At 59.1% G+C, this 14,511-nt stretch carries 13 protein-coding genes and 2 tRNA genes; 5 read left to right on the forward strand and 10 right to left on the reverse strand.

Features of this window, described 5'->3' with window-relative positions; translation table 11 throughout:
- Nucleotides 1–39: 39 nt before the first annotated feature.
- Nucleotides 40–1,026 carry an SURF1 family cytochrome oxidase biogenesis protein gene (locus HMPREF2751_RS05595; RefSeq protein WP_049170162.1) on the forward strand — a complete coding sequence of 329 codons (987 nt, stop codon included), beginning with the start codon at nucleotides 40–42 and terminating at the stop codon, nucleotides 1,024–1,026.
- Here HMPREF2751_RS05595 and HMPREF2751_RS05600 read toward each other — a convergent pair.
- The 4 genes from HMPREF2751_RS05600 to HMPREF2751_RS05615 form a co-directional block, all read right to left on the reverse strand.
- The gene (locus HMPREF2751_RS05600; protein ID WP_222865368.1) at nucleotides 1,023–1,982 is read right to left on the reverse strand and encodes a cobalamin biosynthesis protein; all 960 of its coding nucleotides are present in this window, start codon (nucleotides 1,980–1,982) and stop codon (nucleotides 1,023–1,025) included. The genes HMPREF2751_RS05595 and HMPREF2751_RS05600 overlap by 4 nt on opposite strands.
- A 1-nt stretch (nucleotide 1,983) precedes the next feature.
- Nucleotides 1,984–2,589 (reverse strand): zinc metalloprotease, encoded by a 606-nt coding sequence (locus HMPREF2751_RS05605; RefSeq protein WP_141698021.1) that lies wholly within the window; start codon nucleotides 2,587–2,589, stop codon nucleotides 1,984–1,986.
- A 72-nt stretch (nucleotides 2,590–2,661) separates the two neighbouring features.
- Nucleotides 2,662–2,733, reverse strand: a tRNA-Val gene (locus HMPREF2751_RS05610).
- Nucleotides 2,734–2,856: 123 nt separating this feature from the next.
- Nucleotides 2,857–3,267: a DUF3052 domain-containing protein gene (locus tag HMPREF2751_RS05615; protein WP_070595655.1), complete on the reverse strand. Its 411-nt coding sequence runs from the start codon at nucleotides 3,265–3,267 to the stop codon at nucleotides 2,857–2,859.
- Between the two features lie 276 nt (nucleotides 3,268–3,543).
- Here HMPREF2751_RS05615 and aceE point away from each other — a divergent pair, with 276 nt between their 5' ends.
- Nucleotides 3,544–6,300, forward strand: a complete 2,757-nt coding sequence (gene aceE / locus HMPREF2751_RS05620) for a pyruvate dehydrogenase (acetyl-transferring), homodimeric type (RefSeq protein ID WP_070546218.1) — start codon at nucleotides 3,544–3,546, stop codon at nucleotides 6,298–6,300.
- Entirely contained in the window at nucleotides 6,300–6,665 is a 366-nt protein-coding gene (locus HMPREF2751_RS10625) for an acyl carrier protein (RefSeq protein ID WP_083276308.1), read from the forward strand. Before aceE ends, HMPREF2751_RS10625 begins: the two co-directional genes overlap by 1 nt.
- Here HMPREF2751_RS10625 and HMPREF2751_RS05630 read toward each other — a convergent pair.
- From HMPREF2751_RS05630 to HMPREF2751_RS05645, 4 genes are all read right to left on the reverse strand, one after another.
- A complete protein-coding gene (locus tag HMPREF2751_RS05630; RefSeq protein WP_070546216.1) occupies nucleotides 6,641–7,264 on the reverse strand; it encodes a DUF3145 family protein in 624 nt (207 codons plus the stop codon). The two genes, HMPREF2751_RS10625 and HMPREF2751_RS05630, sit on opposite strands and share 25 nt — an antisense overlap.
- A gap of 267 nt (nucleotides 7,265–7,531) precedes the next feature.
- A complete protein-coding gene (locus HMPREF2751_RS05635; protein WP_070546250.1) occupies nucleotides 7,532–8,386 on the reverse strand; it encodes a serine hydrolase domain-containing protein in 855 nt (284 codons plus the stop codon).
- Nucleotides 8,387–8,396: 10 nt separating this feature from the next.
- The gene (locus HMPREF2751_RS05640) at nucleotides 8,397–9,779 is read right to left on the reverse strand and encodes a dicarboxylate/amino acid:cation symporter (protein WP_048732641.1); all 1,383 of its coding nucleotides are present in this window, start codon (nucleotides 9,777–9,779) and stop codon (nucleotides 8,397–8,399) included.
- A gap of 317 nt (nucleotides 9,780–10,096) precedes the next feature.
- Nucleotides 10,097–11,740: a DHA2 family efflux MFS transporter permease subunit gene (locus tag HMPREF2751_RS05645; RefSeq protein WP_083295715.1), complete on the reverse strand. Its 1,644-nt coding sequence runs from the start codon at nucleotides 11,738–11,740 to the stop codon at nucleotides 10,097–10,099.
- Nucleotides 11,741–11,997: 257 nt separating this feature from the next.
- On the opposite strand from HMPREF2751_RS05645, the gene HMPREF2751_RS05650 reads away from it, so the two are divergent.
- Nucleotides 11,998–12,071, forward strand: a tRNA-Ile gene (locus HMPREF2751_RS05650).
- A 20-nt stretch (nucleotides 12,072–12,091) separates the two neighbouring features.
- Here HMPREF2751_RS05650 and HMPREF2751_RS05655 read toward each other — a convergent pair.
- Complete coding sequence (locus HMPREF2751_RS05655; protein ID WP_048732776.1) at nucleotides 12,092–12,658, reverse strand: thymidine kinase; 567 nt, start codon at nucleotides 12,656–12,658, stop codon at nucleotides 12,092–12,094.
- Nucleotides 12,659–12,752: 94 nt separating this feature from the next.
- Here HMPREF2751_RS05655 and HMPREF2751_RS05660 point away from each other — a divergent pair, with 94 nt between their 5' ends.
- Complete coding sequence (locus HMPREF2751_RS05660) at nucleotides 12,753–13,757, forward strand: PfkB family carbohydrate kinase (protein ID WP_069359224.1); 1,005 nt, start codon at nucleotides 12,753–12,755, stop codon at nucleotides 13,755–13,757.
- Between the two features lie 78 nt (nucleotides 13,758–13,835).
- Here the strand turns inward: HMPREF2751_RS05660 and HMPREF2751_RS05665 are convergent, their stop codons facing one another.
- The gene (locus HMPREF2751_RS05665; RefSeq protein WP_070595656.1) at nucleotides 13,836–14,468 is read right to left on the reverse strand and encodes a MusI family membrane protein; all 633 of its coding nucleotides are present in this window, start codon (nucleotides 14,466–14,468) and stop codon (nucleotides 13,836–13,838) included.
- Between the last annotated feature and the right edge of the window lie 43 nt (nucleotides 14,469–14,511).

Raw genomic sequence — 14,511 nt, forward strand, 5'->3', positions numbered from 1 at the left:
CTGCCGCTCTAGTGCCATCCACACCACCGGGTAAGCTCAATGAATGTGTTTAAGAATGTGCGCCAGTTTCTGACCCCTGGATGGGTTCTCACTGCCATTGTCGCCATTGCGTTTTCCTATCTCGCATTTACTGTTCTGGCTCCGTGGCAGTTGGGTAAGAACACCGCGACGCAGCATCGCAATCAGCAGCTTGAGCACTCATTCGAGCTCGACCCCGTAGATGTCAATGAGCTAATGCCCAAGGGCAAAGGGTTCGTCGAGGGCAACGAATGGCGTCGCGTTACCGCCACCGGGTCCTTCCTACCGGATACCCGCGTGCTATTGCGTAACCGCCCGGTCAATGGAGCCCCCGCCGTCCAGGTACTCGATGTCTTCGTCGCTAACAATGGCGAAAACTACCTGGTCAACCGCGGCTTTGTACGCCCGACAGACTCCAGCACCCCCAATGTTGAGCCAGCCCCGAAGGGCACCTTGACTATCTCGGCCTTTACCCGCCGAAACGAGATTCCCGCCGAGACCGCCCCAATCCCCGGCACCCCGCCGCAGGTCTACGGAATCAACACCAAGGAAGTGTCCGAGCTAGTCGACACCGAACTCAACCCCGATTGGCTTCAGCTCTCGGACAAATCCGATGCCGTCATCGAGGCCATTCCACTGCCCACTCTGGAGTCCGGCCCCTACCTCTCCTACGGCATTCAGTGGATTTTCTTCGGCGCTCTCGTGCCGCTGGCCGTCGTCTGGTTCATTCGTGCTGAAATCGTCGAGCGCAGACGAGACCGCGCGGAGCAAGAGGAGATGGCTAAGAACCTCCGCGATGCCGAAGCCGCGGAACCAGTAGATGACGCTGATGACTCTGAGGACGCAACACCCGAATCGGACGATGCCACCACTCCCACTCCTCCGCAGGCTAAGTCCGAAGAGGATCGCGCCGCCGAGCTGCACCGCCAGCGCATGGCGCAACGCTACGGCAACACTGGCCACCGCGCCGCAGGTTACCGCGACAACCGATACGACGAACGCTTCTAGCTCGCAGCTCGCGCCTTCGCGTGCCGGACGCATCCGGCCACAACCACAGCTCCCGCACAGCTGAGCGCAACAATATTTTGCACTCGCTTGCTCAGCTCAGCTGCACGCCGAACATCCGCCACCGCAGGCGCCCGGCCACCGCCCAGCACTGGGCGCATCTCCACACCGCTGAGATACACCGTCTTACCACCCAGCTGCAGCCCCAGCGCGCCGGCCGCACTCGCCTCCACAACGCCCGCGTTTGGACTTGGATGGTTGCTGGCATCTCGTTGCCACGCTGCCAATGCTTGACGACGATTCGGGCCCGCAACCACAGTTGCGACAGCTGTGAGCCTGGCGGGGAGGAACCCGGCGACGTCGTCAAGCCGTGCACTGGCCCACCCGAACTGGCGATAGCGGTCATTGCGGTATCCGACCATCGCGTCAAGGGTATTGACCGCTCGATGAGCAACCACACCAGGAGCTCCTGCAATGGCTCCCCACATGAGTGTGCCGGTGACTGCGTCGGAGGTATTTTCGGCGAGCGATTCGACGGTGGCTCGGGCGATCCCATCAGCGTCGAGCGCCTCTGGATCACGCGAGCACAGCCACGGCACAAGCTCTCGGGCAGCATCGATATCTCCGGCGGAAAGTCGGTCGGCCATACGTTCGCCCGTGCGGCGGAGGGTAGTGCCGCCGAGCGATGCCCACGTGGTGGCAGTCAGTGCGAGGGTCGGGGCGACTGTACTGACTGCGGCGGTAAGCACTACCGGTGCGGCCACTGCGATTGTGGTGAAAGCTACACCGCGCGCCTTGGAATCGGCATAAATTCGGCGCTCAAGTTTGCTGACGGCCTGCCCGTAGATTGCCACCGGATGGTGATTGGTGGGATCTGCGAAAATGCGGTCAAGCGCATATCCCGCAGCGATGGCTGCACCGCGTCGCCAGAGGCGTCGACTTCTGGCTTTTATACGCAATTTAATCGAACTGTCCCTGCAGAACGGCTACGACATCGAGCGGAGTGACATGTGCTGCCGGATGACGGTGCGAAGATGCAGCCATCAAGGTGTAATCACAGGTGTGCCGGATACCGAGTAGGTGCCCAAACTCGTGTGCAAGCGTGCTGCGAATTGCATCAGGATAGAGTGTGGAAGTAACGAAAACCGTCATTTCTTTACTAATTTCCGATGCAGAAGCCAAAACGTGCGAGTTCGGCTTAGGCACGTAGCGAACGCTCACGGTATCCGAATCAGCTTTGTCTTTGGTCACTTCCCGGAGCACGACCTTGCCACCGAGCTTTTCATTCCACTCTTGGGCAGCAGCGTCCAGCTGCGCGCGGTACGGAAAGTCTGGAGCAACAACGTAGTCCAGGGTGCCGTCGGCAAGGTAGGAAGGCATCTTGTCGGAGAGATGGAGAATCGATGGATCCTCCACCGGCTCGCCTGCATTTGCGGCTTTGACCATTGCCTTACAGGTGGCAGCGTCGATTACTGGTTTACCGTCTCCTCCAATTGCGTAGGCCTGTGGGCCCGCAAGTAGAGATCCGGCAACAATGATGGTTACTAGCGATTTTGTAAAACGCACAGACCGGGAGTTTAGCACAAACAAAAATCCACCCGGATTCTCCATTACAAGAATCCGGGCGGATTATGTCTGTGCGGCGAGAGGGTTTCGAACCCCCGACCGCTGGTGTGTAAAACCAGAGCTCTACCGCTGAGCTATCGCCGCGCTGCTGCGAAACTTTAACACACGGCAAACATAGATTGCCAATTGCGCACTACACACAGCGTTTATGCAGATTATTTCAATAGCTCGGCTAGTAGCCGATTCAAACGGGACAGCGAAAGCCGGCTAGCTAGAGCGCTGCACCAGGCAATTGCCCTGCCAATCCCCCAGACGAAGCGCCGAGGTGTTGGAGAAACCTGCCAGCTGTGCGGACTCGTCAATCACACCAGGATCAATGGCACCCGGCCGACCAGCACCCGGCGTGAGCAACCAAACGCGGCCTTCATCCTCCAAAGGGCGGGAAGCATCCACAAGACCATCGACCAAGTCGCCGTCTTCTTCACGCCACCACAGCAATACGACGTCGACAACCTCATCCGTGTCTTCGTCGAGCAGGTCTGCATCCAGGAAATTCTCGACCGACTCACTGATTGCTGAGTCACAGTCCGTATCCCAGCCAACCTCCTGGACTAGCTGACCTTCCTTGATGCCGAGCCTGCTCGCATATTCATGAGCAGCGCCTGTGGCGTTGACCACTTCCCTTTTCCTCCTCTAGAAAAAATATTCAGCTCGATTTTTCGAACTATGTGGAGAAATTTTACCGCTCAAATACATTTTTCACAGCTGCAAAATAAGAATTTCCCCAAAAAGGTGCAGTTTTCGCAGTGTTCTTCGCAATGTTCGTCGTAAAGCCGACCGGATTGTTCGGTGAAAGCGTGTGCAAGAAACGGCTAGGGGCACAACAAACGATTCAGACGTAGAGTGGAGAAAAATAACCTTTGCCTTTCCTTCAGGGACTGAAAGGAGCTCACAATGTCCGATACCTCGTCGGGTACGCCACAAGCCCACTCTGATGAGTCAAACTTTGCCCTTATCCGTGATGGGGTCGCCTCCTATCTCACGGATGCAGATCCTGAAGAGACCAAGGAGTGGCTTGAGTCTCTCGACGGACTGTTAGAAGAGGCAGGTCCGGAGCGCGCACGTTTCCTCATGCTGCGCCTGCTGGAACGTGCCACGGCAAAGCGCGTGGCTCTACCGCCGCTGACCTCGACAGACCTCGTCAACACCATCCCAACTGAGATGGAGCCAGAATTCCCAGGCGATGAGGACATTGAGCGCCGCTACCGCAAGTGGATTCGCTGGAATGCGGCAATTATGGTCCATCGCGCACAGCGTCCGGGTATCGGCGTGGGCGGACATATCTCCACCTATGCGGGCGCCGCACCGCTTTACGAGGTCGGCTTTAACCACTTCTTCCGCGGCAAAGACCACCCAGGCGGCGGTGACCACGTCTTCTTCCAGGGCCACGCTTCGCCGGGTATGTACGCCCGCGCATTCCTAGAGGGGCGTCTGACCGAAGAGGACCTCGACGGTTTCCGTCAGGAAGTCTCCCTCGGCGAGGGCAATGGCCTTCCCTCCTACCCGCACCCGCATGGCATGCCAGAATTCTGGGAGTTCCCGACGGTGTCCATGGGCCTTGGTCCGCTCAACGCCATCTACCAGGCACGCTTCAACCGCTACCTGCATGACCGCGGCATCAAGGACACCTCACAGCAGCACGTTTGGGCCTTCCTCGGTGACGGCGAAATGGACGAGCCGGAATCTCGTGGCGCCATTCAGCATGCGGCGCTGAACAACCTGGATAACCTGACATTCGTCATTAACTGTAACCTGCAACGCCTCGACGGTCCGGTGCGCGGCAACACCAGCATCATCCAGGAGCTGGAGTCGTTCTTCCGCGGCGCTGGTTGGAATGTCATCAAGGTCGTTTGGGGCCGCGAGTGGGACGAGCTCTTCGCTAAGGACAAGGACGGCGCACTAGTCGACCTGATGAATAAGTTCTGCGATGGCGATTACCAGACGCTGAAGGCTAACGACGGCGCTTGGGTGCGCGAGCACTTCTTCGGCCGTGACCCGCGCACTGCCAAGCTGGTCGAGGACATGACCGACGAGGAGATTTGGAACCTCCGTCGCGGTGGCCACGACTACCGCAAGATTTACGCTGCCTACAAGAAGGCCTTGGAGACCAAGGACCAGCCGACCGTCATTCTGGCGCACACGGTTAAGGGCTATGGCCTCGGCCATAACTTCGAGGGCCGCAACGCGACCCACCAGATGAAGAAGCTGACGCTCGATGATCTGAAGCTTTTCCGCGATAACCAGCGCATTCCGATCTCCGACGAGGAGCTGGAGAAGGATCCCTACCTGCCGCCGTACTACAACCCGGGCCCAGAGTCCGAGGAAGTGCAGTACATGCTGGAGCGCCGCAAGGAACTCGGCGGTTTCGTGCCGGAGCGTCGCACTAGCTACGAACCACTGACAACGCCAAAGCCGGAAACCCTGAAAAACCTCCTCAAGGGATCAGGTAAGCAAAAGGTTGCCACCACTATGGCGACGGTGCGTGTTTTCAGGGACCTGATGCGCGATAAGGATCTCAAGGACCGCTTCGTGCCTATCATCCCTGATGAGGCCCGCACCTTCGGCATGGACTCCTGGTTCCCGACGCTGAAGATCTACAACCCGCACGGCCAGAACTACACTCCGGTCGACCATGAACTGATGCTGTCCTACAAGGAAGCGAAGGACGGTCAGATTCTGCACGAGGGCATTTCCGAGGCGGGCTCTGTGGGGTCGTTTACCGCTGTCGGCTCGGCGTACGCCACCCATGGCGTGGCCATGATTCCGCTCTACATCTTCTACTCGATGTTCGGTTTCCAGCGCACGGCTGACTCCATCTGGGCTGCCGGTGACCAAATGTCCCGCGGCTTCCTACTCGGCGCTACCGCCGGTCGCACGACGCTGACAGGTGAAGGCCTGCAGCACATGGACGGTCACTCCCAGCTGCTGGCAGCTACGAACCCGTCCGTGGTCTCCTACGACCCAGCATTCGGCTACGAGATTGCTTACATCGTCTGCGACGGTATCGACCGCATGTATGGTCCGGAGCGCGGCGAAGATGTCATTTACTACCTGACTATCTACAATGAGCCGACTTCGCAGCCGGCTGTCCCGGAAGACCTCGATGTCGAAGGGCTGCTTGGCGGTATCTACCGCTTCCGCAAGGCTGAGGGCGACAAGCATGTCAACCTGCTGGCTTCCGGCATTGGCATGCAGGAGGCGCTGCGCGCCGCGGACATCCTGGAAGACTACGGTGTGGCTTCCTCGATTTACTCGGTGACTTCGTGGAATGAGCTGGCTCGCGATGGACACGAGCGTGACACTGAGCGTCTGCACAACCCGGCTGAAGAGGTCGAAGCCGCCTTCGTAACCCGCCAGCTGTCCGACACCGATGGGCCGTTCATCGCAGTGACTGACTTCCAGCGTGCGGTCCCGGAGCAGATTCGCAAGTGGGTTCCAGGTGACTACACCGTCCTCGGCACCGATGGCTACGGCTTCTCGGATACCCGTCCGGCCGCTCGCCGCTACTTCAACTCCGACGGCGAGTCAGTCGCTGTTGCGGCCCTGGCCGCACTGGCACGCGCTGGCAAGCTCGACAAGAGTGTCGCCCAGGAAGCAGCTGAAGAGCTGCAGATTACCGATCCAACCGCAACCACTCAGGACGCTGAATAATGACCTCTAGCCTTGGAGATCAGCTCAGCGCCCTACTGGGCACACAGGTCACCGGCGCCGGTGACGCTGACGATGCCTCACCCAATGCAGCGAACGCGGGCTCGAAGAAGGGTTCCGCCGACGCTGACCTGCCCGCAGGTCTTCACGGCGAGGTCGCGGCAATCGTCAAAAAGATGGCTAACGACGAGGTGGAGTCCCTAGAGCTCTCCACTTCGCTGACCGACTACGGCTTTGACCGCTTGAGCGTCGTAGAGTTGGCTGTCCGCTGTGAGGAAGAGCTGGGAGTCCGCATTGAGGACGAGGACATTTCCTCGTTTAAGACCCTTGGCGATGTAGTTGACTACATCGCCGCCCGGCGCGGGTAGAGCTGCAGCACGTTAGCTGCCTCTACCCCACCGAGGTCTGCGTTGCCAGCGGTCGAGTTGCCGCTGGCACTGTCGGGTCCGGCAGGGGTGGACGTCGTAAAGCACTCTTCGGGGGCGTAGCCTGCCGTCATCATGCGCATCGGCTCTAGCACGCGGTCCCACGGCCCGCCGATGGCCGCGTCGAGGGTTCCTTCGATGTCGCCGCCGCGTGCCATGATGGAACGCAGCGCATCTTCGTTGACCACGATGTTTCCGGCGGCATCGGTCTGTCCGGCGAAAGTCCCCAGCTGCGGGGTATGACAGTAGCGCATGCCATCGATGGCGTAGCCGTCATCATCCACGGCTGGGTCTTGCGCCAGCTCGAAATAGAGGCGCGGCCACCTAGCCAGGTTGTCCACCAGTGTGGCGATGGTGTCAGCACTTGCAGTGAAAGGCACCTCGGCGCACAAAGTGGCATCCTGGTCGGTCGCACGCCAAATATCCCGGCCTGGCTTAGTGCCATCGGGCATGCTGAGTCGGGCCAGCGCCCACGTGATGTGTGGTTGCAGCGGCCCTGGCATGCTGTGAATCCACAGGACGCCTGAAAGTTGGGTGCGCATAGACGAAGGTCCTCGGAAAAGTTGCGGTCAATTGGTGTAAGACGAGATTCGTCTTCCCCTACGAACTCATCCAACGACACTTGCCACACTGCAGAAAAAGCACTGCGGTAAAACAACACTTCTGAGGTTTGCGTTGCACGTGTTTATGATTGTTATTTCCGAGACGGCTGCTGGCAACCCTCAAGTTGTCCTTAATCCCCCAGATGTGATTTAGCGCTGAGACGAAAAATCGGCGCCGCAGCCGACGCCGACTTAGCTCATATCCCCTTAACCTTTAGCGTGTTCTTCCAGTTCACGCCATAGTTCGTCGTTGAAGTCAGTCCACAGCGGCTTGGCCCATTCGCCGAAAGCTCGGTCGGTCAAGGCGATTGCCGCCCGCCCGGTTGGACGATGAAGCCACAGGAACGTGCCCGCCTGCCCGAAGTGGCCTGCGACATCCTTGGGCATCGAGGCGCCAAACCACAGCCCCTGCTTGGAATCGGGGTGCCCGAAAATCTCAAAGCCCAGGCCCCAATCGGCCGGACGTTGCATTCCATAGCCCGGCACGACACCATTCAGGCCCGGGAACTGCACGGTCAACGCTTCGGAGACGGTACCTGGGTGCAGGAAAGTCGGGGTGAAGATCTCATCGACGAAGACCATGAGATTAGCGACACTGCTACGCGCGCCATGCCCTGCCGAGCCATCCAGCACGGAATCTGACATCCCCAGCGGCTCAAACACGGCCTGGCGCAGGTATTCACTAAACGGCATGTCTGCCTCCGCAGCGATGGCATCGGCGATGATTTCAAAGCCCGCGGAGGAGTAAATGCGCCGCTCCCCTGGTTCTTTTTCCAGCTCACGGCTGGCAAACCTCACCCCGCCGGCGTGCGCCAGAAGGTGACGCACAGTCGCGCCGTGACCGGGTGGCGTGAGCTCTTGGTCGAGCTCCACCGCGCCCTCCTCGACGGCCACAAGCATGCCCACAGCGGCCAGTAACTTGGTCACGCTAGCGAGCTCAAAAACGCGACCGCTATCACCGTGGGTATGCCAACTGCCATCGTCGGCACGCACGGCAGCCGCGACCGTGTCAACTGGCCACTGATCAACTTGCGCAAGAACAGAGGGCTTCCAAGAAGTCATGTCCTCAAGACTACGCAAGCGTGGCGGACTCGGATTTTTCGGCGGAATCGGACTTCTCAGCAGGCGCGTCTGCAGACTCGTCGTCCGACTCGTCGGCTGGCGACAGGTCGGCGTTGGCGCTGGCGTCCCACTCGTCCTTATCCCAGATTCCCGCACGCTTTGCGACGACCAACGGGACCACGGCCTGACCGGTAACGTTCACCGCAGTGCGGCCCATATCCACGATCGGCTCGACAGCCAGCAGGAGGCCGACACCGGCAAGTGGCAGGCCAAGGGTCGACAGGGTCAGGGTCAGCATGACGGTAGCGCCGGTGGTGCCAGCAGTTGCAGCCGAACCGATGACGGAGACGAAGATGATGAGCAGGTAGTCCGTGAAGTCCAACGGCACACCGTAGAACTGCGAGACGAAGATAGCCGCGATAGCCGGGTAAATGGCGGCGCAACCATCCATCTTCGTGGTGGCGCCCAGCGGTACGGCGAAGGAGGCGTACTCATCCGGTACTGCCAGACGACGGGAGACAACGCGCTCAGTGACCGGCATGACGCCCATAGACGAACGGGTGAAGAAGCCGAGCGAGGTCACTGGCCAGACGCGACGGAAGAAGTCGATTGGGCTAATGCCATGAATCTTCAGCACAACTGGGTACACAACTGCGATGACCAGGAACAGACCAATGTAGATGGCAATGGCGAACTTGCCCAGGCTGCCGAGCGCTTCCCAGCCATACTCAGCGACGGCGTGGCCGATGAGGGCTGCGGTACCAATTGGTGCCAGACGGATGACCCACCACAGGACCTTCTGCACGATGGTCAAAAGAGAGCCGGAAAACTCGATGAATGGCTCAGCCTTCGGGCCAACCTTCACTGCGGCGACACCGAAGACAATCGCGATGACCAGCAGCTGCAGGACGTTGAAGTTCAGCGAGCCGGATACAGCACCGTCAGATTCGCTGATCTTCACGCCAAGGCCGAGGAAGTTCTGCGGGACGATGCTCTGCAGGAATCCCCACCAGGAGCCCACGGAACTCGGCTCCTGAGCTGCCGAGGCATCCACGCCAGAGTTAACGCCTGGCTTGATGACCAAGCCCAGCACGATGGCGATAACCACCGATACAAAGGATGTAATGGCAAACCAAATCAGCGTCGAAACAGCCAGCTTGGCTGCACCTGCGACCTGACGCAGGTTGGCAATCGACACTACGACTGCGGTGACCACCAGCGGTGGGATGAGCAGCTTCAACAGCGTGACGTAGGTACTGCCGACCTCGTCGAGCGCTGTGCGCAACGAGGAGTCATCGCCAGTACTGCGGGCCATGAAGCCCAAAATGAGACCAATAATCAGGCCATAGACAACTTGGGCACCGAAGCCGGTCGCCCATTTAAATTTATTCACTTTTCCTCCTGGATATTTCTTTCTCTGAAAACACTTGTGCCGCGCCTTATGCCGTCTGACAAATGCGCGCGACGGGATCCGAGGCCGCTGAGCTCAGCCTCGAAGAGACAGGCGCAGCGAGGCGGAAGCTCCGAAGTGTTTAGCGACAGGAGGAAGTGGAGATTCGGCCGTAATCGAGCCAACGCCGCTTTGTGAGCATTTTCATGTTGGTCATTTCTATCTAGCAAGTCCGGTTAAGAGACAAACGATAAGACTGCCACGATTGATGTTGTGACACCAATTTCCAACACGGCCCCTCACCCGAATATTCCACATCGCTAATTCGATTTCTCAGCCTGCCTGCGCAACTGCAGTACCTTCAGCGAGCAGAGGAAGCCAATAGTCAACGCGCCGACAGCGGAATACAGCGCAAACTGCGTGGCATGTGCAAACGCATTTGTCAGCGGCACCAACACACCGTCGGGAGCACCCTGCGCACGCAGACCAATCAGCATCGAGCCAGCGGAATCCTTCAGCCCCTGCCCCATCTGCTCCAGGCCCGGCGACAGCTTCGCGATCTCACGATCCAGCCCAATCGTCAGCGCCATACCACCGAGCGCAGCACCGAGCGCCGAACCAATCTGCCGAATCGTCGACTGCGTTGCCGATGCCTGCCCCGACAGCCGCACCGGAATATCACCAAGCACCAACGAGGTCAGCTGCGCCGATGCCAGACCAAGACCCAGACCGTAGACAATCAATGCAAACACAACCAGCCACAGCGGCAGGTCAACGCGCTCTTCGGCCGCCAACTGCAGCGAACCAAAGACCTCGAGACCAAGGCCCACAATCACCACACCGGCCGGGGTAATCCGAGCTGCCAGATGACGCGCCATGGCACCTGCGAAGAACGCACCGAGAGCCATTGCTGCCAGGACCAGGCCGGTTGCGATCGTCGATAAGCCAATCGCCGACACCAGGTAGAGCGGCAGCACGAAGACCAGCGCGAACTCACCCACCGCGACAAGCATCGCCGTGGTATTCCCCCAGCTGAACGTGGCGTAGGAGAACATCGACACGTCCAACAGCGCAGGATCCGCGTTCTTCCGACGACTGTTTTCCCACAGCACGAAAGCGACAAGCACCACCGCACCAACTAAGAGCGTGACGACGGGTGCGGAGGGAAAAGCAAACCCTATCTTGGCGCCTTGAATGATGCCGAAGACCACGGCACCAAAGCCAATTCCAGACAACACCAGGCCAAGGACATCGAAGCGACCCGCGCCATTGGTATCGCCTGCGGTGTTCGGCACCCAGCGCAGCGCAAGGACGAAAAGCACGACGGCGATGGGCACGTTGACCCAGAAGATAGCTTCCCAACCAGCAAACTGCGTAAGCACGCCACCCAGGAGTGGGCCGACTGCTGCAGCACCAGACATGACCGCACCCCAGATGCCGAATGCGGTGGCACGATCTTTATCACGGAATAGTGCGTTCACGCTGGACAGTGTTGATGGCAGAATGCACGCGCCACCAATGCCTTGGATGACGCGGGCAATGACCAGTGGCGCCAAGGCTGTGGAAAGTGCGGCCACGACGGAGCCGACCGTGAAGATGACCAGACCGACGAGAAAAAGCGTTCGACGGCCGAAGCGGTCGCCAGCGCGGCCAGAGGTCAGGAGTAGTGCGGCGAAAACGACCGAGTAGATCGTGGTAATCCACTGCGCGCCCACGATGTCAAGGCCCAGCTCCGAAATGATGGTCGGCAATGAAACACCAACGATGGTGCCGTCCAGGACAATCATGCCGAGGCCAACCGCGAGCACGAGCAACCCCCACCACCGCTGTGGCGAGGCCCCGAACTCAGCAATCTGATCCTCGTTGGCGATTGCCATGACGGGGGTGCCCTTCGCTTTCGCTGTGGCACCGGTTTGTGCGTCGACTGAGACGTCGGCGCTGCTCAAGGAAGGTTTTGTACTCATAGGATTAATGCTAGAAGTGTCCTAGGGCTGATTCATCAACCGAAAGTCGTAACTTTGCGGAAAGATCAGCTTCGTTGAGAACGGGGATTACCTTCGTCGACACGGAAACACTTAGCTTCATTGAACCCACGCAATGGCAGCCGAACCCGCTGGGTATAGGGCTTTTATCACCGCACGGTGGCAGATTGCTATGATGCTATGAGGTTTTGGGCACTGGTTCATAGTGCTTAATTGTCACTTCACAATGCCCAATCCTTGCCCCTATAGCTCAGTCGGTTAGAGCAGAGGACTCATAATCCTTTTGTCCCAGGTTCGAGCCCTGGTGGGGGCACTAAAAACTCTGGGCTCTACTCACGCCCATTTACCCGACATCCGGTTGTAGCAGCTGGCGCATAGGGAGATGTACTTCGGCGCTTCGAGTGCCTCAATTTCCACGGTTTCGCCGTCGAGGATAATGCTGCCGTCCGGATTCAACCGTGCAGTAAAGATGGCCTTCTGCCCACAGGTGCAAATTGTCTTGATTTCCTCAATGGTGTGGGCAACTTCGAGCAAGCGCTGGGAGCCTGGGAAGGCATGCGTGCGAAAGTCGGTACGCAGACCGTAGCAGAGCACCGGAGTACCGCGAAGGGTAATTCCCAGCAACTGATCGACCTGGTCAGGGGTAAGAAACTGTGCCTCATCGATGATTAGACAATCGTAGCCGTCGGCAAGCGAGGAGAGGTCATCGCCATCGTGGATGAGGTGCGCGCGTTCCGCGATTCCGATGCGGGAGTGCACGTCGCCGTCAGCCAAAGTATCCACGGCCGGCTTGGCGATCAACGGCCGCATATCGCGCTCGCGGTAGTTGTGGGCGACGCGGAGGACCTCGATGGATTTTCCGCTGTTCATGGTTCCGTAGCGGAAGTACAGTTTTGCCATAGCCATCGATTGTAGGGCATCGATTCGCGGGCTCTGACGGCTGTAAACTCGGGCCGCCAACACGGATTTGAATTCCCGACTATCCTTTATTTTTATGCAGCCGATTCCTGACCTGAATGAGAATCCAACAGTTGTTGTATGTGGATCTATCCACCTAGATACCTTGGTACAGGTCGATAGTGTCCCCGCAGAAGGTGGCACGCTCATCGTTGATGACGGCACGAATATGCTGGGCGGCAAGGGCGCTAACCAGGCCGTTGCTATCGCTTATGACGGCGTCCGTGCGATCATGGCCGGTACGGTTGGTGAGGACCGCGCAGCGGATTTCGTGGTCGAGGAACTCAACGCACACGGCGTAGATGTCCACTCCATTCAGACGTCCTGGGATTTGCCGACCGGCAGCGCTTTCGTCGCAACGAACCGCAAGGGTCGCCCGGTGATTTTTGTCCAGCGCGGTGCCGATGCGCTAACCGACCCCACCGATTTCGTCGACGAGTTCGCATCAGCGGATGTCGTGCTCGCGCAGGGCGAGCTCCTTCCGGAAGCAACTGAGGCCATCGCGTCCGTCGCATCCATGTACAGCGCGCGACTGGTGCTGAACCTCAATCCGGTCGTAACCGTTACACCTGCCCTGATTGACCATGCAGATCCGCTGATCGTCAACATGAAGGGCGCCTGGGAAACAATCCGTCGCCTGGACATCGCCGAAGGAATCCGCGCTACCGACTACCGCGCACAGCTCGAGGCGCTTCTGCAGTACTGCCCCAGTGTCGTCATGCTCCGGGGCGACCACGGCTGTCTCTTCGCACAGCACTCCGACGGTCTCGACGACGAGCCGACAATCTACGAGCACCCCGCGCTCAAGCTGCCAGAGGAGAAGATTGTCGACGGCACTGGCTCCGGTGATGCGTTCGTCGGCACGCTCACCGCGGAACTGGCTAAGGGCACCTCGCTTTACGACGCCGTCCCCCTGGCCACCGCAGCAGGCGCAGCAGCTGTACAGGCGGTCGGCGCATGCTCCGCTTTTGCACGTCGCGAAAAACTGCTGGAGATGGTCGAGGCGGAGGATTTTCCCCCTGTGAAAGAGTACGCGGGCTAAGGGTCGTCAGCGGCCTGGTGTGCGAGCTGGCACCGATTAAGTCAGTGCCAGCCGGGCCAGTGGGGCCAGCGGGAGAACCTACCCAGCATTGTCTGGCAGAACGGGCTCAAGCGCCAGCATCACCAAGTACCAACTCAACGCGTACCCGATGAGGAAGACATAGGTAGCAATCGCGTAGATTTTCGCCGGGAAAAAGAATATGGCCGCGGGCACGATGAGAAGCGCCAATACTGCGAGCGCAGTCCGCGGCAGGTTTTTGACGGTCATGCTGGTGGCCGTTGCCAGGGTTCGGCGGAGCGACGAGTGACCGTCGGAAAGCGAGCACAGCGAGTAGACCCACGCGGTAATTCCCAGCAGTATTAGCGCCCCGGAGGTAACTCCTGCGGCGAAGATCAGGCCGACAGTGCCGAGGTCCGCGCGGGAGATAACGTAAAACTCATAGCCAATGCCACTGGCGAGAACCAAGGTGAATAGCCACCACACGGTTGGTGTGCGCCAATTGTCCAACAGTGCGCGCAAGAAGCGCCGTACGGGCCTTGAGCCTTCGTCACGGACCATGTCGCGAGCGACTACTACTCCAGCGCGAGTTGCGGCGCCTGCAGTGACTATCGGGATGGATGCGACGATCATCAGCAGGTTGATGATTACAAGGTCTGCTAACAGCGACCAGGCTGCGTAGAGCTTTGTATCGGTGCTGAAAAATCTATCCACGGGTTCATATCCTAATAAAGGCTGATTAACAGACGAAAGCCTC

Source organism: Corynebacterium sp. HMSC063G05 (assembly GCF_001810555.1).
GTDB lineage: Bacteria > Actinomycetota > Actinomycetes > Mycobacteriales > Mycobacteriaceae > Corynebacterium > Corynebacterium jeikeium_D.

Bases quoted from the DNA above. Each gene is read 5' to 3' on its own strand.
- HMPREF2751_RS10625 (WP_083276308.1), top strand. From the start codon at position 6,300: ATGACCTCTAGCCTTGGAGATCAGCTCAGCGCCCTACTGGGCACACAG.
- HMPREF2751_RS05635 (WP_070546250.1), bottom strand. From the start codon at position 8,386: ATGACTTCTTGGAAGCCCTCTGTTCTTGCGCAAGTTGATCAGTGGCCA.
- HMPREF2751_RS05630 (WP_070546216.1), bottom strand. From the start codon at position 7,264: ATGCGCACCCAACTTTCAGGCGTCCTGTGGATTCACAGCATGCCAGGG.
- HMPREF2751_RS05645 (WP_083295715.1), bottom strand. From the start codon at position 11,740: ATGAGTACAAAACCTTCCTTGAGCAGCGCCGACGTCTCAGTCGACGCA.
- aceE (WP_070546218.1), top strand. From the start codon at position 3,544: ATGTCCGATACCTCGTCGGGTACGCCACAAGCCCACTCTGATGAGTCA.
- HMPREF2751_RS05655 (WP_048732776.1), bottom strand. From the start codon at position 12,658: ATGGCAAAACTGTACTTCCGCTACGGAACCATGAACAGCGGAAAATCC.
- HMPREF2751_RS05660 (WP_069359224.1), top strand. From the start codon at position 12,753: ATGCAGCCGATTCCTGACCTGAATGAGAATCCAACAGTTGTTGTATGT.
- HMPREF2751_RS05595 (WP_049170162.1), top strand. From the start codon at position 40: ATGAATGTGTTTAAGAATGTGCGCCAGTTTCTGACCCCTGGATGGGTT.